The following is a 21698-nucleotide window of genomic DNA, read 5'->3' as shown; positions in this document are numbered from 1 at the left end:
GCTCTGCGGGCGCTGGTGACGCAGGTGACGCGAAACGCACGCACGGGCAGGCGCGGGTGCGGGCGCACGGGCAGGCGTGCGGTGACGCGGCAGGCAAGCGCGGGCATGAGTGTGGGCCCGGACGGGTGTCCGGGCCCACACTGCTAGCTGGCGTTAGGTGAGGTCGTACTCGCGGAACTCGCCCGAGGCGGAGCCACCCGGTGCCGGCACACCCGGCCCGGCCTGCGCTCCAGGACCTGCCGGAACTCCCGGCGCGATGCCCGGCTGAGCTCCCGCAAACGTGCTGGCCTCGGCCGAGTGGGCCGCGGAGAACTGAGGAGCCTCCGGCTGAACGCCGAGCTCGGCGCCCTGACCCGGCGCGCCCGGGCCCACCGGAGCCCCCGGCTGCACGCTGTATGACTGCGCGCCATACGCGCCCGCCGGCCCAGCCACACCGGCGGCACCGGTAGCTCCCGGGTACGGCGCCGGCTTCGGCCCCTTGGAGAACAGCTTGGCGATCTTCTTGCGGAAGATGATGGCCAGCGCGATGAGCGCGATCACCACCACGGCAGCGATGATCATGCCTATCAGCTTGCCCATCGTCGGACCCGACGCATACCCCTCGAACCAGAGCGAGCTGGCGTCGGAGACGGAGTAGGTGTACGTGTCACCATCGCGGGTCCACAGGTAGCCGCTAACATTCGCCCACTTCTGCATGGTGCCGAGTTCAACGCTGCCCGTCACCTGGGAGATCTGGGCGCCGCCCACGAAGTCGTATGGGTCGAGTTCGAGCTGGACCTCGTAGTCGCCGTCGGTGACCTCCTTCTCGACGCCTTCGAGGGTGCGGACGCGGACGGACCAGGCGTACGCGGATTCGTCCTTTGGCGTGAAGGAGAAGGAGTAGGTGCGCTTGCCGTCGGCGTCGGAGGTCTTCATAGAACCGCCGTTCTCGGCGAGCGCGGCCTCCACCTGGTCGAGGAAGTCGGCGTATTCGGTGGAATCGAGCACGACGTCGACGTCGAGTGTCCATTCCCTCGACATCGACACGTTCACCGCGAAGTCGAGCGAGTCGAAGACGATGTCCTTGTCGAAGGCGAACTCGAAGCTGGTGCCGTACGCGTAGTCGGTGTTGTCGCCACCCCCGGAGGTGTAGCCCTCGGGTGCGATCATGTGTACTTCTAGCCCGCAGTAGCTGCTGCACAGCTCCACCGGGTCGGCGGTGCCGCGGTAGGTGCGCTGGAGCTTGGCTTCCCCGTTTTCGCCGCCAGTGCCGACTTCGAACGACGTCGCCCCCTCGCCGAACACGTCGTCGAGCTTCAACACGAGGTCCTCGGCGGAGATCGCGTCGAAGCTGAGCGAGCGCTGGTAGTTGTTGGTCGAGGTGTCGGTGTCGGAGTCGATTGTCATGCCGGAGAACTTGCCGAGGAACTCGTCGTCGATCTTCTTGATCGGCTCGGTCGGCTTCGAGTAGCGTTCGAGCACGACGACGGCCCCGAACGAGCCGTCGTCGTTGTCAGCGATCGTCAGGTAGACGTTGTCGAAGCCCTGGTCCTGGGTTTGATCGATGAAGATGGAGCCGCCGTAGTCCGACGTGTAGGTCTCCCCTCCGTAGGTGACGGTGCTGGGGTCTTCGCCGTCGATGACGCTGCTGCGGTCGTCTTCGGCGATGACGCCTTCGACGACGAGCGCGTCCGGCACCCAGGCCAGCAGGTCGGAGGAGGAGAAGCTTTCTTCGAACTCGAAGCCCTTCTTGAACGAGCCGTCGGCGGAGAAGAACGTGATCTCGGGATCCCCGTCAAGGCCGCCGGCCTCGAGGATCGCGGTGACCTTCGACTTGTAGTCGTCCATGTCGGTGAAGGACAGGGTGAAGTTGCCCGTCACCTCCGCCTCGCCCATCGTCAGCCCGGAGAACTCGAGGCCTTCGGGCAGGTGCTTGACGATCGCGGCGTCGGCGGCTTCGAAGCCGCCGGTGATGCGGTCCCGGGTGTCGGCGTCGTTGGCCACGGTGAAGGAGATCGTGCGCGTGCCGGCGCCGCCCTCCTCCAGGGCCACGGTGGTGTTCAGGCGCGCGCCGCACGCCGTGAGCAACATGAGCAGGGCCACCGCGAGGGCGACCCCGCTGAAACGTGACTTGGTCTTCATGGCTACGACACCAGCTGACCGAGGATGAGGAAGATCAGCATGACGACCACGGCGGCAAGCCCGCAGAAGAGGACGTACGGGACTAGCATCGACTTCTCCGCCCGCGCGATCCGGTTGAGCCCCACGTAGTTCGCGATAAACGCCATGTTGCCCGCCAGGCCCACGCCAATGGAGAGCACGAGGAAGCCCAGGAAGAACGTGACCGTGGTGGGGATGATGACCAGGAAAGCGCCGATCACCATCATGAAGATCGCCGGGGTGGCCGACACCGACCACAGGGTGGCCACCTGCCCAAACGGCACGGTGACGCCTCGCATCTTCAGTGTGAAGTACAGGGCGCACGTGAAGGCGAACACCAACGCCGCCAAGACGACCGCGCCGAACAGCCAGAGCTTCAACCCGGTGCCGAGCAGGTCGCCCACGCTGGGGCCGGAGTAGCCGAAGCCGTAGCGGCTGTAGGTGTTGACAAAGTTGACGATCCCCTTCAACGCTGCCACGCCGACGCCCGCGGGGATGAGCGCGCCGACGAACACGAAGATGCCCATGGCCACGTGCCAGTAGTAGCGGTAGGACTCGCCCAGCTTAATCGCCTCGAGCAGGCGGCCGCCCAGGATCAGCTTGATCACGGACCACATGGCACCAAAAACCCCGCCGATGGAGTCCGCGGGGTTCGCGGGGGCCGACGACGCCGGGGCGCCGGCCGCGTAGACTGCGTTCGGGTCGTAGCCCTGGCCGGGCACGTAGGGCACGTAGGCAGGGGCCGCGTTCGGATCGTAGGCCTGTGGGGCGTTCTCGGCGGCCGACGACGCCGGGGCGCCGGGCGCCTGCCCATAGGTGTTGGCCGGGGCCGCGGCGTAGGAGTCGGTGGGCGTGTAGTCAGCCGGAGCGGCCTGCTCGAGCGGCTCCGTGGGGTTTTGGGGCAGCGGCTCCGTGGGGGCCGACTGCGCGGCGCCCGCCGCCTCGGGGCCGTCAGCCCTTTGAAGCGGCGCGGTCTCGGTACCATCTGCCGATTCAGGCGTGGGTGTGAGTTCGTTGTCCACGATTTCCCTTTCGTGTGTGCGTGTGAGGGGCACGTCTGTGCGACATGACCCTATCACTATAACTTACGTCACTTTGGGGGCATCGATTTCCCGACGACGCCGCCCGGCCCGCGCCCACCGACGCCGCCCGGCCCGCCAGCGGAAAGAAGGAGGGGCTCGGCCATCCCTGGCCGAGCCCCTCCCGATTCGCCCGCGTACTCGCAGGCCCTTCAGCGATTTACAGGTCGTTGAAGTGGCGCACGTACGTGGTCTCGTTCTCGATGGCCGCACGGCCCGATTCGAGGCGGGCCACCGGCACGCGGAACGGCGAGCAGGACACGTAGTTCAGTCCGACCTTCTCGAAGAAGTGGATCGAGCTCGGGTCACCGCCGTGCTCGCCACACACGCCCATCTTCATGTCGGGCTTGGAGTGGCGGCCGCGCTGCACGCCCATGTCCACGAGGGCGCCCACGCCACCGAGGTCCACGGACTCGAACGGGGACACGCCAAACACGCCGTAGTCGAAGTATTCGTTGAAGAACGTGCCTTCGACGTCGTCGCGCGAGAAGCCCCACGTGGTCTGGGTGAGGTCGTTCGTGCCGAAGGAGAAGAAATCGGACTCGGTGGCGATCGTGTCAGCCGACACGGCCGCGCGCGGCAGCTCGATCATGTTGCCGATCGGCAGGTCGAGCTCCACGCCCGTCTCCTTCGAGACTTCGGCGATGACTTCGAGGGCCATGTCGCGCACGATCTGCAGTTCGCGCACGCCGCCGATGAGCGGGACCATGATCTCCGGCTTCGGGTCCTTTCCTTCCTTCATCAGGTGGGCGGCGGCTTCGGCGATCGCGCGCACCTGCAGGCGGATGAGGCCCGGGATCTTCAGCCCGAGGCGCACGCCGCGCAGGCCCAGCATGGGGTTCTGCTCGTGGTGCGACTTCACGGCCGCGAGCAACTCGCGCTCGTCGTCGGTGATCTCCTCGCCCTTGGCTTCCTTGACCGCGAGCTTAACCGACAGGTCGGTCAGGTCGGGAAGGAACTCGTGCAGCGGTGGGTCGATGAGGCGCACGGTGACCGGCAGGCCGTCCATCGCGTCGAAGATGCCGATGAAGTCCTCGCGCTGGTATGGCAGCAGCTCGGCCAGCGCTTCGGCCTGGGTCGCCTCGTCGTGGGCGAGGATCATCTTCTCGATGAGCTTGCGGCGGGACCCAAGGAACATGTGCTCGGTACGGCACAGGCCGATGCCCTGGGCGCCGAACGCGCGGGCACGGGCGGCATCCTCCGGCGAGTCGGCGTTGGCGCGCACGAGCATGCGGCGCTTCTCGTCCGCGTGGCTCATGATGCGGTCCACGGCGCCCACCAGGTCGCGGTCGTCATCGGTGTGTGCGGCGGCGAGGCCGGCCTCGAGCCCTTCGGCCAGGTAGGTGGTGACCGGGGAGTCGGTCACGGGCACGTCGCCTTCGAAGATTTCGCCGGTGGTGCCGTCGATCGCGATGATGTCGCCCACCTTGAATTCCTTGCCGGTGGACTTGACCTTCATGGTGCCGGCCACGTCGTCGACCACCAGGTCATCGGCGCCGACCACACAGCAGCGGCCCATGCCGCGCGCCACCACGGCCGCGTGCGAGGTCTTGCCGCCGCGGGCGGTGAGGATGCCCTCGGAGACCACCATGCCCTGGAGGTCTTCGGGGTTCGTCTCACGACGCACGAGCACCACCTTCGCGCCCGCCTGCGTGCGTGCTACCGCGGTGGCGTTGTCCATGACGATTTCGCCCACGGCCGCGCCCGGGGAGGCCGGCATGCCGCGGGTGATGGTGACCTTCTTCGCGCCCTTGTCGAACTGCGGGAAGAGCAGGGAGGTGAGCTGGTCGCCCGTCACGCGGGTGACCGCCTCGTCGCGAGTGATGAGACGCTCGTCGACCAGCTGGTCCGCCACGCGGAACGCCGCGGCCGGGGTGCGCTTACCCACGCGGGTCTGCAGCATCCACAGCTTGCCGCGCTCCACCGTGAACTCGATGTCGCACAGGTCGCGGTAGTGGATCTCGAGGCGGTCCATGATGGCCAGCAGCTCGTCGTACGACTTCTTGTCCAGCTCACCGAGCGCCGACAGCGGCAGCGTGTTGCGAATGCCCGCCACCACGTCCTCGCCCTGCGCGTTCTCGAGGTAGTCGCCGTACACGCCCGAGTGGCCCGTGGAAGGATCGCGCGTGAAGCACACGCCCGTGCCGGAGCCCGCACCCATGTTGCCAAACACCATGGTCTGGACGTTGACAGCGGTGCCGATGTCGTTCGGGATGTGCTCGCGGCGGCGGTAGATGCGGGCGCGCTCCGTGTTCCACGAGTTGAACACGGCCTTGATCGCCAGGTCAAGCTGCTCGCGCGGGTTCTGCGGGAAGTCGTGGCCCGTGGCCTCCTTGACAATCGCCTTGAACTCCACCACCAGGCGCTGTAGGTCCTCCGTGGTCATGTCCGGATCGCCGGCGTAGCCCTTCTCATCCTGGAGGGCGTGCAGGGCGTCCGCGAACGGCTCACCCTCAATGTGCAGCACGGTCTTGCCGAACATCTGCACTAGGCGGCGGTACGAATCCCACGCGAAACGCTCATCCCCGGACTGCTCCGCAAGGCCGAGCACCGACTCGTCGTTCAGACCAATGTTGAGCACGGTCTCCATCATGCCCGGCATGGAGAACTTCGCACCCGAGCGCACCGACATGAGCAGCGGATCAGCCGGATCACCCAGGTGCTTGCCCATCTTCGCCTCGACCTCACGGATCGCGCCCGTGACCTGCACGTCCAGCTCCTCCGGCGCCGCACCCTCGTTCAGGTACACGCGGCAGGCCTCCGTGGTAATCGTGAAGCCGGGAGGCACCGGGAGGCCAAGGTTGGTCATCTCAGCCAGGTTCGCGCCCTTACCGCCGAGGAGGTCCTTCTGGTCCTTATCACCCTCGGTGAAGTCGTATACGTACTTTGTCATCTGCCCTCCGTTGGGAATCATGGGTTGTCGTATGTTGTAGGGGCGCGCCACCCGTTTCGGGCGGTTCGGCCCGCCTATTTCGAGCGGTGTGGCCCGCCTGTTTCGGGCGGTTCGGCCCGCCTAGTATGGGCGGCCTTAGCCGCCACGCACCGCCCTCAAATGTATCACCGGCCGGGCGCCATATGCGACTTTCGACCCGGTTCCCGCAACGGCAAGCCCCCGGGTGGCGGGCCCACCTCACGCGCGCTTGGGCCCGGGTGCCTAGGCCGGCGTCACGACGCCATGGGGCGGCTTGCGTCCCGGCGCCGCGCTCGCGCTACCTCCCAATTGATGGTGAACAACTCCTGCCGAGTCTCGGTGGCTCGCAGAGCATCCTCTGCGCTACGGAGCAGCTCCTCAGACTCAGTGCGTAGACGATTTCGTTCGGCGCGATAGTCGTCCTCAGCATCGTCAGCCTTGCGCTGCCAGCGCCGTGCCTCTTGGCGGAGCTTCAACTCCTGCGCCGTGTTTGATGCCTTTCGAGCTTCCTTGTTTGCTGTGGCGGCCTTGGCTTGGTAATCGCGGATCTTGGCGTCAAATGTCGCTTTGAGGTCGAGGCGAGCAGCATCAACGAGGGCTTCTTGTTCAAGAAAGAAAGTGGCATTTCGCTCTTCGACATCCCGCTCGAGCCTCTTGATCTGTTGCGCGATGCCGCGCTCGAAGCCGTTGGTATCCACATCGCCCTCACTGACGTTGACGCAGTTCAGGTCGAGCAGATCTCGAATCTGCTCTGGATCCATGGGGGTACCGTTATCAAAGAACCCTGAGAATAGGAGATACGACTCTCGAAGGTCCTTGCTACCAGCGCGCATCGCGAAGGTGACTTCCTCAACTCGCAACCGCCCCTGCTTGTTGCGCATACGCTTGGCGATCGTGCTGGCCCGGTCTGATCCTTGAATCTGGAAGATCAGCCGGGCAGGTGGAGTGTTTCGTGTTTTCGCCGACTCGATGACCCACGAACAAAGATCACTGGAGTAGCGATACTGATGCGCGCCCTTCCGCGGCTCCGACTTGAAGTAGTAGTCACCGGCCGTAATTCCACTACGGGGCGAGGCGTGAAGCTTGAACTGCGTACCCGAATCGTTGAAGGTGGCTTTATCCCCCAGCTCGTGCCGAGTAACATCGATCAAGAGTCGTTCAAAGGCGTTGAGGACGATTCCGGTTTGGGCGTCGTAGGACTTGAGCTTGTCGCGCACCTTCGGGTCGAGGTTATCGAACACCTTGGCGCGGGTCTTCTTCATCTCCCGGTTGATCTGCTTCGCGTACTTCGCTTCGAGAGTAGTAAACGCGGCATCGATCTCGGCGGAGGTCTTGCAGTTGTCAAGGATGTGGGCGATGTTCTTCTCGAAATCCAGGCCGTCTTCGATCTGACCGAGAACCTCATCGGACGCGCCGAACACGGAGGTGAACAGCTCGAACTTCTCAGTGAGCAGCTCGAGGATGCGTTCTTCGGCAAGGTTTCCTTTGTTGGAGAAGTTGACGACCACGACGTTGTGTTTCTGCCCGAAGCGGTGCACGCGGCCGATGCGCTGCTCGATGCGTTGCGGGTTCCACGGCAGGTCATAGTTGACCAGCATCGAGCAGAACTGCAGGTTGATACCCTCCGCAGCGGCCTCGGTCGCGATCATGAGCCGACCGCGTTCACGGAATTCATCCACGAGGGCTTTACGCCGGTCTGCAGCAAGAATACCTGTGACAAGATCACCGCCCTGGTTCTCCTCGAGCCACCGCTTGTAGATCGTGTTGGCTTTCGGACTGGTATTGGTGCCGTTGAACAAGACGAGGCCTTCGCCCCATCCTGCCTCCGTGAGAGATCGGGCGAGGTAGTCCTGGGTGACGGTGGAGTCGGTGAAAATGATCGCCTTCTCCGGTGCACCAATCTCGCGCAGCTTCGCAAAGCCCTGCTCGAGCGCATCAACCAGCTTCACAGCCTTCTGGTTGACGGTAATGGAGCGGGCGAGCTTTGCGTACTCGCGCAGCTCTTCGACTTCGCTGAGCATCGCATGGCGCTGCTCCGGGTCAATCACCTCAGGGGTGACCGGGGTGTTTTCTGCTTCTTCCCGTAGCTCGCCGGTGAGGTCTGGGTCACCGACGAAGCCGCCGGCGTCGTTGCGTCGGCGTCCGGCGCGGACTTCCGCTTCGAGGCGGTCTGCAGTGCGCTCTAGAGTGGAGGCGACGGCGTAGGAGGAGGAGCCGAGGCGTTTGCGCATGATGAGAGCGGACAGGTGGCGTTGGGATTTCGCAAACGCCCACAGAAACGGCCGCTGCAGGTACTCGTTGATCTTGTCGTACAGCTCGATCTCAGCATCGCTCGGGGTAAACGCGACGGTCAGCGGCATACGTTCGGTGAAGCGAATGTACTTATCCGCATCCTTGCGAAGCGTCCGTTTCGCCACCATCGCGACCCGCTGGGCGAGGTCATCGTTGCCGACCCCGTCAGGGTTGTCCAGGTAGCGCTCCTTGAATGCCTCGAGAGAATGGAAGTAGTCCGGCGCGAACACCGAGACCAGCCCGTAGAGTTCCTCGAGCCGGTTCTGTAGCGGAGTCGCGGTGAGCATGACCGTCTTCGTGGCGGCGCGGCAGATGCGGGCGACGTTTGCTGCGATCTTGGCTTGCCCGGTCCAGTGGGAGCGCAGACGGTGGGCTTCATCGCAGACCACGAGATCCCAGGTCCGGAGCAATTTCGTGGTCTGCGAGTTCGCGAACTCATACGAGCAGATGAGGATCTGATCCTTCGCGCCTGGCCCGGTCAACTCATCAATGTTAGTGCGATCGAGCAGTGAGGCGGGCAGAGCGAATTTCTCGTCCAGTTCCTGCTTCCACTGCTGGCGCAGCGACGATGGTGCGATGATGAGGACGCGCCGGTTGCGCTGTGCCCAGTATTGGGAGATGACGATTCCGGCCTCGATCGTTTTACCAAGCCCGACCTCGTCAGCAAGGATCACCCCATCCAAGAACGGGGTTTGCAGGGCGAACAGGGCGGCGTCGACTTGGTGGGGTTTGGGCTCCACCTGAGCATCGAACAGCAACCCCGCGAGCTTGCCGACATGGTCGGAGGCATAGGAACGGTCGAGCTCATGTGCATAGAGCTTGGCCTGATAGTCACTTAAACACTGCACTCGTCGCTCCCCTTAAACTTCCCACCGCTCAGGGGCCGACACCGCATAATCCACGCCGATCGCGGCGAAGTGCTTCATCGCGGCCTTGATCTTCGCATTCTCGCTCGGGCGGCGCTTCGCCGGGTCCTGGCTCGACTTCGTCTCCCGCACCAGGTACAGGTGCTCGGTGCCGTCCTCAACCTTGATAATCGCCCAGTCCGGGTTGTAATCACCCACCGGTGTAGGCACACGGAACTTGTCGGGCAGCTTCATGAACAACTTGATGTCCTCACGCCCATCCAAGTACTGAGCGAACTGCCGCTCCACTGCCGAGTCGAGCACGAGGTAGTCGAAGTCCGTCTTCTCCTTATTCGTCACCTTGTACAGCTGGTCGATGAACCGGTCCTTCTCCTCCAACCCATCGGCCTGAAGTTCGCGCAGCTCATAGATGGAGCCACCGATCGGCTCATACTGGATCCCGTCGATGAGGGTGTGAGCGAGCTCGGTCTCGATACGCTCGGTGACCATCTTGATGAAGTCATTCGGGTTCGCGAGGAAGTCCCCGATGCGGCCGGAGCCGAGCAGGATCTCGATGATCGTCTTCCGCGTCAGCGACGTTGATTCTTGAAGCTGGCTGATGATGTCCGGCAACGGATACGAGTCCGTGAGCACGGTGGACCGGGATCCCAGTTCCGTGCCTTTTGGGCCACCACGCGTGATCTCAAGCCCAGTTCGGGTGACCTGGATACGAATCGGATCGATCTGCGGCGCCTGCTGGATACTCGCCACGCTCCGTTTGATGAGGTCCTCACGATCGAGCGCCACGCGGTAAGTGGTGCGCGCGGTGATTGCCTCCCAGAACTCTTCGAACTCGGGGGTGGCGTAGACCTGCTTGTTGAGGGCGCGGGGCTGGCGCTTGCGCTTGTGCTTGACGATCGTTTCTATCTTGCAGCCATCGACAATCCGGATGACGTCTTCCTCGTAACCTGCGAACTGTTCGGGAAGGTTTACAGTGAAGCCCAGCTGGTCTGGCACCCATGTGCCCATCACCTCACCGGCAGCGTTGATGTAACCCTGGCTGAGGAGCGACTCCCAGATCTCACTGGAACGCTTCGTCCCCAGCCGCATCTCCTTACCCGTCACCTCATCAACCACCGGCAAGGCAGCGAACTCAGTCCGTCTCACGTATCCGATCGCCACACCAGCCTGCTTGTACTCATCCTGCAGTGCAGACGCGAACGCCTTATACGATTCGTTCGCCACGACAGTGAGTTGTGCGGTGCCCGCATCCTTGATCCGCTCACCGTCCTGGTTTACGGGCAGGCGCAGGCCACGGCCGATGGTCTGGCGGCGCTCCGTCTCGGTCGACATGTCACGCAGCGTGCAGATCTGGAACACGTTCGGGTTATCCCACCCCTCACGGAGCGCAGAGTGAGAGAAGATGAACCGGACCGGCTCGTCCATACTGAGCAAGCGAGCCTTGTCCTTCATGATCAGCTCATAGGCGCCATCATCGGCCTTTGTCTTGCCCGAGGAGTCCTTGAACGTGAGCTGGGCGTTCTTGCCCTTACCTGCCTTCATCTGCGCGAAGTATCCAGAGCGGGCCTCCACCGGATCCTCGGGCAGGAACCCGTGGGCGGCCGGGTTTTTCGCGCGCTCTTCAACGTAGATCGCGTCGAAGGCCTCGGCGAACGGGCCGCGCGCATCGAGGTTGTTGATGCCCTCACCGAGGTAGGAGGCGACCTTGTCGATGAAGAACAAGGAGAGCACTTTTATGCCGCGTTCGTGAACTTGGGTCTCTTTGCGGATGTGCTCCTTGATGGTCTCCTTGATCATTTCCCGGAACACGGCGTCCTGGTTGTCACCAATCGCCTCACCTACCCGCAGGTAGCCGTAGTTGGTCAGCTCGATCTGCTCGGGTTGGACGCTAATCTCGTTGATCCTCCAATTCCCCTCATATGCCGGATTCCCACCAGAGAGCCGCTCCAGATCGGCTCCCTGGGTAGCGCTAACCTTTTTCTTCGCGAAACTACCGTCCTTCTTCCGCATCACCAGCTCCAGCGACGCTTTGAACGACGGGTCGCGTTTGACCTCCAGTAACTTCACATACGGCTTCGCCGCGCCGCCCATCTCCAGGGCGTCGGAGACGACGATCTTTTTCACCAACCCCAGCCGGTGCGCATCCAGCGGATCGAGCCGGTACACCACGTTGCGGGTGGTCCGGTGGGTTGCCGAGTAGCGCAGTGTGCACAGCGGGTTCAGGTCGGTGACAGCGGACTGGGAGAGCTGGGACTCCATGTTTTGCGGCTCATCCATGATGACAATCGGCCGAGTTGCCTGCAAGAAGTCAAGTGGCCGCAGGCCAGAGAGCTTATCGCGCTGCTGATGAATGATACGGGTGTTCTTATCGCCCCTAATCGAGTCGATCGTCATCACCAAGAACTGCAACGATGTAGCCGTAGCAAAATCTCGCACGTCCTCGGCGCGGTCACCGGAGTAAACGTTGTAGTCCATGTTGATTTGCGGGTACAGGTGGCGGAAGTGCTCGCGCATCAACTGGATGCTGGTCTTCACACCCTCCCGTATCGCCACCGACGGCACCAAGATGATGTACTTGTTGAACCGGTACTTGCTCGCGAGTTCGAACGCGGTACGCAAATACACGTACGTTTTACCGGTGCCGGTTTCCATCTCAATATCGAACTGAAGCCCATCCACCAGGGTGTCGTTAACCTCTAAACCGTTGCGGTCCTGCACCTGGCGCAGATTTACGGCAATCGTCTCCTCATCCAGGACAAGGTTGTTACCGTAGGCACCGATCTCGGCGAACAGGTCGAGCCCGTCTGGCGCTAGGCCAGGGATGTCGAGCGCCGGGTTGGGCGAGTAGTCTTCCAGCTTCGTGACGAGCTGGTCGGCATCGGCAGGCTGCCCATCGAATAGGTCAGTGACGGCCTCGATGGCGCTCGTCTGGTAGGGCTGGCGCGGGTCAAACTGGAATTTCATCGAACTCAAGTCCTTCTACGCCGTCCACAGATCAACATTGCGGGTGCGGCATTCCTGCACGAGGTTCGTCTTCAGTTCGTCATTCCCCTGGAACGCATCCTCCAAGACCACCAAGCGCTCAGGCTCCTTCGCGACCAGAGCACGGAGCTGATCCAAGGTCGGCTGCGTGTGCTCATCTAAGTAAGCCATCACTAGACCGTCCGCGACACTGAAGACGCTCAGGCCTGCGACCTTGATGATCTCGATCTTCTCCGTCAGCGAGAACCCAAGCTTCAGCAACACCTCAGTCAACAGTGCTTCGGGGCGGGCATGATCATCAGCCGAGTCCGCAAGATCGGAGAACAAACCAATCAGATCACCCTCGGACAGGCCCGAGTCGGCTTTCCACTTCGTGAAATTCGTATCTACGAGCTTGTAAGCGCGGAATCCAATATCGAGGGAATCCGCCTGGCCATCAAGTTTCGACGCTTCTTCCTCGAGAATCTTCTTACTCGCACGACGGATACGCTCACGAGTAATTTCTGAAATAGTTTCGTAACCTGCCTTGTATGCCTCAGATTTCTCATCCGTTGGTTCGGGTAGCTGAACGGAAATGCATCGGCGGTTGCCACCGTCCTCAGCGTTCAATGTCAAAACTGCATGAGCGGTCGTACCAGAGCCTGCGAAGAAATCAAGCACCAAGGAGTCGGAATGAGCCCCCTGAGCGATTAGAGTTTTCAGGAGTTGCAGGGGTTTAGGAAAGTCGAATATTTTTCCGCCTAGAAGATCGCGAACTTCACGTGCACCCTCAGTATTCGTATTTGACAACTTCTTCTCTAGTAAGCTCGAAAATCCTGTTTTGCTATTTCGCAAGTCTCTCAAGAATTTCTTTTCCCTTGGCCTGCCGTCAGGCGACTTTGGGAAAAGAATCCTCCCCTCATCCAACAGGGTTTGCATAGTCTCTCGAGACTTCGACCAGCCACGATTCGGGTTTGGGGGATAGTGAAAGCCCGTCTCGGGGTCGACCAAGTCATAATGCAAGTTTGGGCGCTGGCTAGCGGAAGCAAGCCCGGATAGGTCAACGCTCATCCAGGGGCCACGAGGGTCATTGTCTGGGTTCGAGTATTTACCCTGATCTATGTCCTGTCCTGTGAGCGAGGCATGTACGGTCCTACCGATCACCAAAACATAATCATGGTCTAACGAGAAGCGCGAGGAGTTTCTGCTGTCGGGGGTTTGTCGTCGCCGCCAGACGAATTTTCCCAAGACGTTGTGCTCGCCGAAAATTTCGTTGGTAATAAGCGTAAGCCGATCGACTTCTGACTCGTCGATACTGATAAATATCAGTCCGTCCTGGGTGAGGAGGTTTCTAGCGAGCTTTAGCCGTGGATACATCATGTTGAGCCAGTTGGAGTGGAAGCGCCCAGATGATTCCGAGTTCGTTGACAGTTTCCCGCCTTCGTCGGTCTGCCCGGTGAGTTCGAGGTAATTGCCGATGGAGTCGGCGTAATCGTCAGCGTAGACGAAGTCGTTGCCCGTGTTGTAGGGCGGGTCGATGTAGATCATCTTGATCTGCCCGTAATAGTGCTTTTGGAGGATCTTCAGCACTTCGAGGTTGTCGCCCTCGATGAACACGTTCTGAGTGGTGTCCCAGTCAACGGAATTCTCTTTGTCGGGCATGAGGGTCGACGTCGTCGGCGTTTGCGCAGCACGAATTGCCCGAGTCTTACCTGGCCAGAAGAGCCCGAACCGCTCCCGTGCATCCTCAACATCGTCACCAAGCAAGACCTTGAGCTTCTCGACGTCAGCCTTCCCGTCCGCAATCACCTCAGGGAACAGCTCAGCCAGGCGTTCGGCCGCCTCGGTTGCAAAATCGGGAGTGATCCCGGGAACCTGCTTCGTGGTGTCATCCATGTCGTGCTCCGTCGCAGTCGTTTGTTCCTAGCCTTTTCAGCCGAGCATATCCTTGCCTCGGCGCTCAGCACATGACGATACTACTCAAGTGCTGACGCCACGGCCGCCTCGACGCGCTCCAAAGAACCAGGCAACAGCGCTGGTCAAGCCGCTCGCAGCGGATCGCGGATCATCAATAAGACAGTCATCGTCGCGCTTCTCGCAAATACCAAACCGCAGGCCGTGGGAGCGAAGGGCACCCGCCAGAAGACGCCGACTACCCAGGCGCTAAACAGCAAGGACATCGGCACCACAGTCGTGGTGACCACCCTCGTCCACGAGGTCGGCGAGATCATGGCCCGGGTCGCGCTCGACCGCAACCGTGAGGTGGTCGGGGTGTTGCTGCCATCAATGGACTCGACCGAGTACCCGTTCTAAGGGCGGTCCGGACCACTCGGGAGGCGGGCAGACCGGATCGTCCCGCAAATCCTAGAGCTCGGACAAGACCGAAGTGTTCGGTCCTGCCGGGGCCGGCCGGAACGGCGGGCCCCGGCCGGAGAACCAGGGATCCGCGCGCCGGGAGCTCGCTGGGCATTAAAATCTACTGGACGAATCCGGGGCGATCTTCGCATATAAAAAGATCGCCCCGGAATCATCCAAGTTTTTCAAATCGCACGGCCACACCCGCACCCCGCCGCCGGGGGCGGCAATCCTACCACTCGCCCGTGGCATCCACGAGTCACTGCACCATCGCCGCGGCGGTGGCCCCTTGGCCCAGCGGTCGAAGCTGGCGGAGCACTGGTGGCGGGATATCCGGCCGAGGACCTGTGCTCGCTCGAATGGGACCCCACCGACGGCAGCTCCTTCGAGAAGCTCCTCGCCCAGCTCACGGTGGGCGCGAACGGCGTGCAAGGCGACGAGGAGGGCTTCGACAAGAACCACGTCAAGGTCCACGGCATGGGCTACAACGAGGCCGGCTCCGGTTACGGCCAGGTGCAGTGGGCGCCGTTCGCCCTATCGAATGGGCACTGGGCGTGGACCGATGAGAACCCGTGGGGCCAGCATTTTAACTACGACGCACCCGAGCCTCACGAGAACATCCAATAGTGGCGCTCCCTGATCGACAAGGGATACATGCCGCCGCTGTCGATCGCCACCTCGGGGATTGGCACAATCGAGTCGCTGACCTCGAGCGTCTACGCCAACCTGATCGAAGGGTCGTGGAACATCGCGAGCATCACCACGACGTCGCAAATCCCCATCCAAGCGTTCCCCACGCCGATAGGTCGGGACGGGAACCGAGCATCAGTGATGAACGGAGTGGGGCTCGCGGGCGGGCAGTCTGCCCTCATGCGCATGGCGGGGCGAGCTGCACTGTACCTTCAGATCGTGAGGGCGGAATGCGGGCGGGCGTCCGGGGATCCAGGCGCCTGCCCGCGGCCGGCCAACGGACGCCGGACTCCGGCGTCCGTTGGGCATAGCCCAGCGCTAAGCCCAGTTACCATGCTCCGTGAACACAAAATCGTCGCCCGGGTAGTCGCCGATCTTGGTCAGCCCGATAATAAAATCGATCAACTGCCAAATACCGAGCGTCATCCACGACACGAGCAGCATCAAAACACCAATCCCAACCTGACCGCGCAGAAAACGGTGAACGCCAAAGGTGCTGAAGAAGAACGACATCAGGATGTACAGAGTCTTATTCACCCTCTTCATTCCAGGCGCCTGAGGAGCAGCCATATCGTAATGCTGCTGGTACACATGCGGGGGCTGAGCCTGATACGTCGGCTGACCCTGGAACGCCGAGTTCTCCTGGAACCCCGGCTGAGGCTGGAATCCCGGCGTCGGCTGGGGCGGATTGTTCGGCGGAAAATCCTGATTAGACATGATATTGCGTGACCTTTCTGTGAAGGGTCGTGCTTACCCGTGGTGGTCATTCTAGCCGCACCCCCTTCACAACACCCACTCGCCCACAAGCCAAGCAGTGCATGCCGACTACGCCACCATCGGGTAACATTTATCGCCCAAACGCGATACTATCGAGTCATGACGATCAGCAGCCCTCCCCTCGACCACTCCGCCACCGCGGTCTACGCCAGCCTCTTCCACTCACTGTCCGACCCCACGCGCCTCGCCGTTCTCCACCACCTCTCCTACGGCGAGCACCGCGTGCGCGACTTGGTCGATCACCTCGGGCTCGCCCAATCCACCGTCTCCAAACACCTCTCCTGCCTGCTCGAATGCGGCCTCATCGAATTCCGTGCGGAGGGCCGCGCCTCCTGGTACCGCCTCGCCGACGCCGACGACCTCGCCTCCCTCCTCCAAGCCTCCGAGCACCTCCTCGCAGCCACCGGCTCCCAGGTCACTCTGTGTTCCCAACTCATGCACCCCAACGAGGCCTAAATGTCCCACCACATGCACTCACACTCTCACGCTGGCGCGGCCGGCTCCCCCGCGACGCCTGACCATCGGCGGAGGCTCACGATCGTCGTCGTGATCACGGGAATCATCGTGGCCGCGCAGCTCGTCGGCTCGATCGTCACGGGCAGCCTCGCACTGCTCACCGACACCGTGCACGCCCTCACCGACCTGTCCGGGCTGGTGGTCGCGCTCGTAGCCGCGACGCTCATGCTGCGCCCTGCCACAGCCCAGCGCACGTGGGGCTTCCGCCGCGTCGAGGTTATTGCCGCGCTCGGGCAGGCTGTGCTGCTGCTGGTCGTGGGCGGGTATGCCGTGATCGAAGGCGTGCAGCGACTGTTCGCCCCGCCGGTCGTGCCCGCCGGCGAGCTCCTCGTGTTCGGCGTGATCGGGTTGTGCGCGAACCTCGCGGGCCTGCTCGTGCTACACGGCAGCCGGGAGGCCAACCTCAACCTGCGGGCAGCCTTCCTCGAGGTGCTTAATGATGCGCTCGGCTCGCTCGGTGTGATCGTGGCAGCGATCGTCATCTGGGCCACCGGGTTCCAACGCGCCGACGCCCTGGCCGGCCTCTTCATCGCCGCGCTCATCCTGCCGCGCGCGTTTGTCATCCTTCGCGAGACGATTCGGGTGCTCATGGAGTTCGCACCCGAGGGGCTTGATTTGGAGGAGGTGCGGCGGCACCTGGTCGCGGTGGATCACGTGGTGGAGGTCCACGACCTGCACGCCTCCGCCGTTTCCACCGGGCTGCCCGTACTCACCGCGCACGTGGTCCTCGACGATGAATGCTTCACCGATGGGCACGCCCAGCAGGTGCTGCGCGCCATGCGCGAATGCGTCGACCAGCACTTCGACGTTGCCCACACCACCTTCCAGCTCGAGGCGCCCGGGTTCCACGCCGGCGGGCACGCATGCTCGGTGCCGCAGGAGGCCGGGAAGTAGGCTGGGCCGGCGGCGCCGGGGCTAGGCGGCCGTCAAATCTCAAGACCCTGTAGCTTTTCATCGCCAAAATCGGGGGTTGGAGCCTCAGAGTCATGAGATTTGACGGGGCGGCGAGAGACCCGGCCCGGGCGGAAGATAAAACTCCAGGTCAGAGCGTTGCTCTCCCGTCAATGGAGATTCAGCACCCGCCAGACCGCCGAGCCGGCGTAACCGGTGAGCCTGAACAATCTCATCGCAAAAACCGGCCTTTTCGACCTCAGATTCACCAGTTAGCAATGCTCCGACCGGTACGGCCCCTGTAAGAGCGGCCACCCAACGTCCGCTGAAGTGAAAGCAGAACATCCGCAAAAGCGACAGTGAAACATCCGCAAGAGTGACAGCGAGACGTCCGCAAAAGTGACAACGCCACCCTGTGACCTCGGTAAACGCTGATTCCGGGAACACCCAAAATACAGCCAAAGAAACCGGCGGGCGCACGGGCTTCACCTTGCCCAGCGGCTTCCACGTGTTACCGCTCAGCGCGCTGGGGCCCCAGCTCAGTTAACGACGTCGGCCGCCGTCCCGCCTGATTGGATCGTGCGCGCCATGCGCGTGAACGCGGCAAAGGTGTGGCGGTAGAACTCGGTGTAGCCAGCCCAGAGGTAGTTGCGGCCCGGCTCTCCGCTCGCCGCCAGGCACTCGGCCACAACGTCAACGCCCCTAGCCACGGATCACCCCCGGCAGCGCCTCGACGAGGGTTCCCAGCGCCACCCCCGCCAGGAGGATGCCGAAGGCCAACGTGAGCGTGGATTCCCGCACGCGCGTGGTTAACCTGGCGCCGACCAGCCCTCCGCACATGCTCGCCGCCGCAAACGCCAGCGCGATGTCCCAGTTCAGCTCCACACCCGTGCCGATTCGGCCCAACAGGCCCATGAGCGAGGCGATGATCATCACCAGCAGTGACGTGCCCGTGGCCTTCTTCGGCGAGAAATGCAGCACCAGCACGAGCGCCGGCACCACCACGAATCCCCCGCCCACGCCAAAGAACCCGGTGAGCACGCCCGTTAGTGTGGCCACCGCCAGCAACACCAGCGGGCTCGCGCCACGGGCCTCCCCGCCAGGCATGTCACCCGCATCTCTACGCATCTTCCACGCCTTGCGTAGCATCACCACCGCCACAACGCTGAGCATCACCCCGAACGACACCATGAGCACCGTCGGTGCCACGAGCGCCGACGCCCGCGCCCCGGCGAACGAGCCCAGCGCGGACAGCGCGGCGAAGATCAGTCCGTCGCGCCACCGAACGCGGCCCGCCCGCGCATGGGGAATAATCGACACGCACGCCGTCAACGCCACAATCACCAGCGAGGCCGCCGTAGCCTGATGCGGCTCCTGCCCCAGGATGTACACGAGGATCGGGACGGACAGGATCCCTCCCCCGGCGCCGAGCATGCCCACCACCACGCCGACCGCCAGGCCAATCACAGCTGCGAGGATCATGCGCGGCCTCCCAAGATCTGCTTCGCCCGGCGGAGCGCGAGCGCCCGCACGATGCGCTCCGCGAGCGACGTCGACTGCATTCCAAACACGGGCGTTCTCCTTCCTTCACGCGCGGCCGCGGCCAGGGCCGGCCTCTCACTCCACAGTCTAGAACCGGCCTCCGACAAGACTCCCCTCAGCCCGGCCGCCCAGGAAGCGCTCGAACGTCGCCCGTTACCTTATTGATAGGCCTGGATTCCTGAGATGATGGGCTTGTTGGCTGGACAGTCCTGGCATGATGATTTGTCCCTGTTTGTTAAATGATCCGGGGGCGCTGTGGAAATCTTCTCCTTGCCGTAGGGCAGCGTTGATAGTGTTATGCCACGAGCAACGAGTGCAGTTGAGGGGGTGCCAATGGTCGTCCGCGTGAATGTCGCGCCTGAGCTACTGACCTGGGCAACTGAACGTGCCGGTTGGGATAACAACGACATCGCAAGGCGCGCCCCGCACCTTCACGAATGGGTGAGCGGAAGCCGCACGCCCACCTTGAACCAGATCCAGAAGTTCGCCGCGGACACCTATACCCCCTTCGCCGCGCTCTTTCTTGACGAGCCTCCCGCCGAGCACATCCCCATCCCCGACATGCGAACTCTGAGCAACCGGGCAGTTGCCAAACCGTCGGCCAACCTTCTCGACACCATTTACGAGTGCCAGAATCGCCAAGATTGGTACAGGGAGTACGCCGAAGAGGTGGGCCTGCCCCTGGTACCATTCATTGGGGCGGCAACCATACAGAGTCCCGTGGCCCATGTTGCAGCCGAGATGATCGATTTGCTTGGCTTCGACGTTGCCCGCAGGCACAAGCTCCGCACAATCAGTGAAGCCCGCAGCGCCCTGATCGACGTCGTCGAGCAAGCCGGAGTCCTCGTGATGGTCAGTGGAATCGTCGGTAACAACACCCACCGCAAGCTGAACGTAGCAGAATTCCGCGGTTTCGCGTTGGCCGATGCCCGGGCGCCCCTGATCTTCGTCAACGGTGCTGACACGCAGGCCGCACAGATCTTCACAATTCTCCACGAGCTTGCTCACCTCTGGCTAGGACACAGCGCACTTTCTGACGCGGAGGTGGAAACGCATGCAGGGAACGCCGAAGAGTTGTGGTGCAACCGCGTCTCCGCCGAGGTCCTCATTCCTCAGGCCGTTCTCCGCGAGCAGTATGCGGGGGTCCTTGATGACGACGAGCTTGAACGCCTCGCCGGGATATTCAAGGCAAGCACACTTGTCGTGCTCAAGCGGCTCTTTGATGTCGGGCTATTGGCGTGGGACCCGTATCACGAAGCCTACGAAGCCGAGCACCGGCGCATCCTTGAGCTCCTCGCCAGCCGCCCAGCCCCGAGTTCCGGAGGCGATTTCTACAAGACACATCCACGCCGGGTCAGCGCACGGTTCGCCCGCGCTGTGCTCGAAAGCGCATTCGCCGGGGCCACCCCGTTCCGGGACGCCTACCGGCTCCTCGGCACGAAGAAGCCCTCGACGTTCGAAAATCTCGCTGACAGGCTCCTCACGGCATGACGTACCTGCTCGATTCCAACGTCTTCATCCAAGCCAAGAATCTCTACTATGGCTTCGACTTCGCGCCGGGTTTTTGGTCGTGGTTAAACATGGCCTTTGAACAATCTCAGATCCACAGCATCACCGCTGTTCGTAACGAACTTGTGCAGGGAAACGACGAACTGGGCGCGTGGGCACGAGCGAGGAAAGACTTCTTTCAAGAGATTGATGCCCCCACGACGCGCTACTTCACCGAGCTCAGTACCTGGGTTTACAACAACAATTTTACGCAGGTCGCGCGCGACAGCTTCACTGCGAGCCATGCCGACTTTTTGCTCGTCACTTACGCTCGCGCCCATAATCTCACCCTTGTCACTCATGAAACCTTTTCCCGTGGCGTCAACAGAGTCAAGATCCCCAACGCGTGCCAAGCACTCGGGGTTGAGTACACCAATACCTTCGACATGCTCAGACAATCGCAGGTCCGGCTGCTCCTTTCCGAGTAATCAGGCTCTCACCTCCGGGTGGCTAGCCGCGCCTCTTGTAGCTAACTAGTGAATCTGAGCAGTTTCAGTGTCAAAACCGGGCTTTTGAAGCCCCAGACTCACCAGTTAGCTACCGATCCCGATTTGCTGACCTCCCGGATCCGGGCGTCCACCTCGTTGGCGATCTCGGCGGGCGTGCCCGCCACGTCAATCACGGCCCCGAGCTCGCCGGGCTGGAGGGCTTCGAGGGTGGCGTACTGGGAGCCGAGGAGGGAGGCGGGCATGAAGTGACCGGTGCGGGCGCCAAGGCGGCTGGCAAGAAGGGAGCGGTCGCCGTCAAGATGCATGAAGATGACGCGGGCCGCGCCGTTGCGCAACACGTCGCGGTAGCTTTTCTTGAGGGCGGAGCAGGTGACGATCGTGGACCGGCCCTCGTATTCCTTCTCGGTCATCCAGGCGCGGATGGTTTCGAGCCAGGGCCAGCGGTCGTCGTCGGTGAGGGGAACCCCGGAGTGCATCTTTTCGACGTTCGCCTGCGGGTGGAAGTCGTCGGCCTCGGCGGCGTCCCAGCCCCAGCGGTCTTGGAGGATGCCCGCCACGGTGGTCTTGCCGCAGCCGGCCACGCCCATGATGATCACGTGCAACGAGCCAGCGACGCCGCCGGCCGCTCCGAATGTAGCCGGCACTTTGGTACTCTCCATGTTCCTCACCTTCGACCGTTGGT

Annotated in this window: 16 protein-coding genes; 6 read left to right on the top strand and 10 right to left on the bottom strand. The window is 62.6% G+C overall.

Translation table 11 applies throughout. The features are described from left to right. Positions 1 to 153: 153 nt before the first annotated feature. The 6 genes from HMPREF3167_RS00130 to HMPREF3167_RS00105 all read right to left on the bottom strand — a co-directional run bounded on the left by HMPREF3167_RS00130 (position 154) and on the right by HMPREF3167_RS00105 (position 14144). Positions 154 to 2121 carry a hypothetical protein gene (locus HMPREF3167_RS00130; RefSeq protein WP_070444824.1) on the bottom strand — a complete coding sequence of 656 codons (1968 nt, stop codon included), beginning with the start codon at positions 2119 to 2121 and terminating at the stop codon, positions 154 to 156. A gap of 2 nt (positions 2122 to 2123) precedes the next feature. After that, a complete protein-coding gene (locus tag HMPREF3167_RS09550; protein WP_068538614.1) occupies positions 2124 to 3161 on the bottom strand; it encodes a hypothetical protein in 1038 nt (345 codons plus the stop codon). Between the two features lie 217 nt (positions 3162 to 3378). Beyond that, on the bottom strand, positions 3379 to 6111 hold the full coding sequence (ppdK, locus tag HMPREF3167_RS00120; protein WP_070444821.1) for a pyruvate, phosphate dikinase: 2733 nt from the start codon (positions 6109 to 6111) through the stop codon (positions 3379 to 3381). Positions 6112 to 6383: 272 nt separating this feature from the next. After that, entirely contained in the window at positions 6384 to 9269 is a 2886-nt protein-coding gene (locus HMPREF3167_RS00115; RefSeq protein WP_070444817.1) for an SNF2-related protein, read from the bottom strand. A gap of 12 nt (positions 9270 to 9281) precedes the next feature. Continuing rightward, entirely contained in the window at positions 9282 to 12251 is a 2970-nt protein-coding gene (locus HMPREF3167_RS00110) for a restriction endonuclease (RefSeq protein WP_070444815.1), read from the bottom strand. A gap of 15 nt (positions 12252 to 12266) precedes the next feature. Continuing rightward, positions 12267 to 14144, bottom strand: coding sequence for a site-specific DNA-methyltransferase (locus tag HMPREF3167_RS00105; protein WP_070444814.1), 1878 nt, complete (start codon positions 14142 to 14144; stop codon positions 12267 to 12269). A gap of 222 nt (positions 14145 to 14366) precedes the next feature. On the opposite strand from HMPREF3167_RS00105, the gene HMPREF3167_RS00100 reads away from it, so the two are divergent. Then, on the top strand, positions 14367 to 14561 hold the full coding sequence (locus HMPREF3167_RS00100; RefSeq protein WP_062613266.1) for a hypothetical protein: 195 nt from the start codon (positions 14367 to 14369) through the stop codon (positions 14559 to 14561). A 363-nt stretch (positions 14562 to 14924) separates the two neighbouring features. Beyond that, complete coding sequence (locus HMPREF3167_RS00095; RefSeq protein ID WP_062613265.1) at positions 14925 to 15230, top strand: hypothetical protein; 306 nt, start codon at positions 14925 to 14927, stop codon at positions 15228 to 15230. A 381-nt stretch (positions 15231 to 15611) separates the two neighbouring features. Here the strand turns inward: HMPREF3167_RS00095 and HMPREF3167_RS10005 are convergent, their stop codons facing one another. Continuing rightward, positions 15612 to 16010, bottom strand: coding sequence for a TM2 domain-containing protein (locus tag HMPREF3167_RS10005; protein ID WP_083280982.1), 399 nt, complete (start codon positions 16008 to 16010; stop codon positions 15612 to 15614). 159 nt (positions 16011 to 16169) lie between these two features. On the opposite strand from HMPREF3167_RS10005, the gene HMPREF3167_RS00085 reads away from it, so the two are divergent. Next, positions 16170 to 16526, top strand: coding sequence for an ArsR/SmtB family transcription factor (locus tag HMPREF3167_RS00085; protein ID WP_068538610.1), 357 nt, complete (start codon positions 16170 to 16172; stop codon positions 16524 to 16526). After that, positions 16527 to 17480: a cation diffusion facilitator family transporter gene (locus HMPREF3167_RS00080; protein WP_082661129.1), complete on the top strand. Its 954-nt coding sequence runs from the start codon at positions 16527 to 16529 to the stop codon at positions 17478 to 17480. It begins immediately after the preceding gene. A 536-nt stretch (positions 17481 to 18016) separates the two neighbouring features. Here the strand turns inward: HMPREF3167_RS00080 and HMPREF3167_RS09540 are convergent. After that, the gene (locus HMPREF3167_RS09540) at positions 18017 to 18187 is read right to left on the bottom strand and encodes an arylsulfatase-activating aslB domain protein (RefSeq protein WP_143601975.1); all 171 of its coding nucleotides are present in this window, start codon (positions 18185 to 18187) and stop codon (positions 18017 to 18019) included. Beyond that, complete coding sequence (locus HMPREF3167_RS00075) at positions 18180 to 18959, bottom strand: sulfite exporter TauE/SafE family protein (protein ID WP_068538608.1); 780 nt, start codon at positions 18957 to 18959, stop codon at positions 18180 to 18182. The genes HMPREF3167_RS09540 and HMPREF3167_RS00075 overlap by 8 nt, the downstream gene beginning before the upstream one ends. Before the next feature lie 393 nt (positions 18960 to 19352). On the opposite strand from HMPREF3167_RS00075, the gene HMPREF3167_RS00070 reads away from it, so the two are divergent. Together HMPREF3167_RS00070 and HMPREF3167_RS00065 are read left to right on the top strand one after the other, a co-directional pair. Continuing rightward, on the top strand, positions 19353 to 20510 hold the full coding sequence (locus HMPREF3167_RS00070) for an ImmA/IrrE family metallo-endopeptidase (protein ID WP_068538607.1): 1158 nt from the start codon (positions 19353 to 19355) through the stop codon (positions 20508 to 20510). Continuing rightward, positions 20507 to 20995: a DUF4411 family protein gene (locus HMPREF3167_RS00065; protein ID WP_070444812.1), complete on the top strand. Its 489-nt coding sequence runs from the start codon at positions 20507 to 20509 to the stop codon at positions 20993 to 20995. Before HMPREF3167_RS00070 ends, HMPREF3167_RS00065 begins: the two co-directional genes overlap by 4 nt. 98 nt (positions 20996 to 21093) lie before the next feature. On the opposite strand, the gene HMPREF3167_RS00060 is transcribed toward HMPREF3167_RS00065, so the two are convergent. Continuing rightward, a complete protein-coding gene (locus tag HMPREF3167_RS00060; protein ID WP_070444810.1) occupies positions 21094 to 21675 on the bottom strand; it encodes a gluconokinase in 582 nt (193 codons plus the stop codon). Positions 21676 to 21698: the final 23 nt, after the last annotated feature.

This window comes from Trueperella sp. HMSC08B05, assembly GCF_001808405.1.
In the GTDB taxonomy this organism is placed as follows: domain Bacteria; phylum Actinomycetota; class Actinomycetes; order Actinomycetales; family Actinomycetaceae; genus Trueperella; species Trueperella bernardiae.
Note: the sequence above shows the minus strand (reverse complement) of the source record. Positions and strands in the feature narration are given on the sequence as shown.

Bases quoted from the DNA above. Each gene is read 5' to 3' on its own strand.
- HMPREF3167_RS00130 (WP_070444824.1), bottom strand. From the start codon at position 2,121: ATGAAGACCAAGTCACGTTTCAGCGGGGTCGCCCTCGCGGTGGCCCTG.
- ppdK (WP_070444821.1), bottom strand. From the start codon at position 6,111: ATGACAAAGTACGTATACGACTTCACCGAGGGTGATAAGGACCAGAAG.
- HMPREF3167_RS00110 (WP_070444815.1), bottom strand. From the start codon at position 12,251: ATGAAATTCCAGTTTGACCCGCGCCAGCCCTACCAGACGAGCGCCATC.
- HMPREF3167_RS00105 (WP_070444814.1), bottom strand. From the start codon at position 14,144: ATGGATGACACCACGAAGCAGGTTCCCGGGATCACTCCCGATTTTGCA.
- HMPREF3167_RS10005 (WP_083280982.1), bottom strand. From the start codon at position 16,010: ATGTCTAATCAGGATTTTCCGCCGAACAATCCGCCCCAGCCGACGCCG.
- HMPREF3167_RS00085 (WP_068538610.1), top strand. From the start codon at position 16,170: ATGACGATCAGCAGCCCTCCCCTCGACCACTCCGCCACCGCGGTCTAC.
- HMPREF3167_RS00080 (WP_082661129.1), top strand. From the start codon at position 16,527: ATGTCCCACCACATGCACTCACACTCTCACGCTGGCGCGGCCGGCTCC.
- HMPREF3167_RS00075 (WP_068538608.1), bottom strand. From the start codon at position 18,959: ATGATCCTCGCAGCTGTGATTGGCCTGGCGGTCGGCGTGGTGGTGGGC.
- HMPREF3167_RS00070 (WP_068538607.1), top strand. From the start codon at position 19,353: ATGGTCGTCCGCGTGAATGTCGCGCCTGAGCTACTGACCTGGGCAACT.
- HMPREF3167_RS00065 (WP_070444812.1), top strand. From the start codon at position 20,507: ATGACGTACCTGCTCGATTCCAACGTCTTCATCCAAGCCAAGAATCTC.
- HMPREF3167_RS00060 (WP_070444810.1), bottom strand. From the start codon at position 21,675: ATGGAGAGTACCAAAGTGCCGGCTACATTCGGAGCGGCCGGCGGCGTC.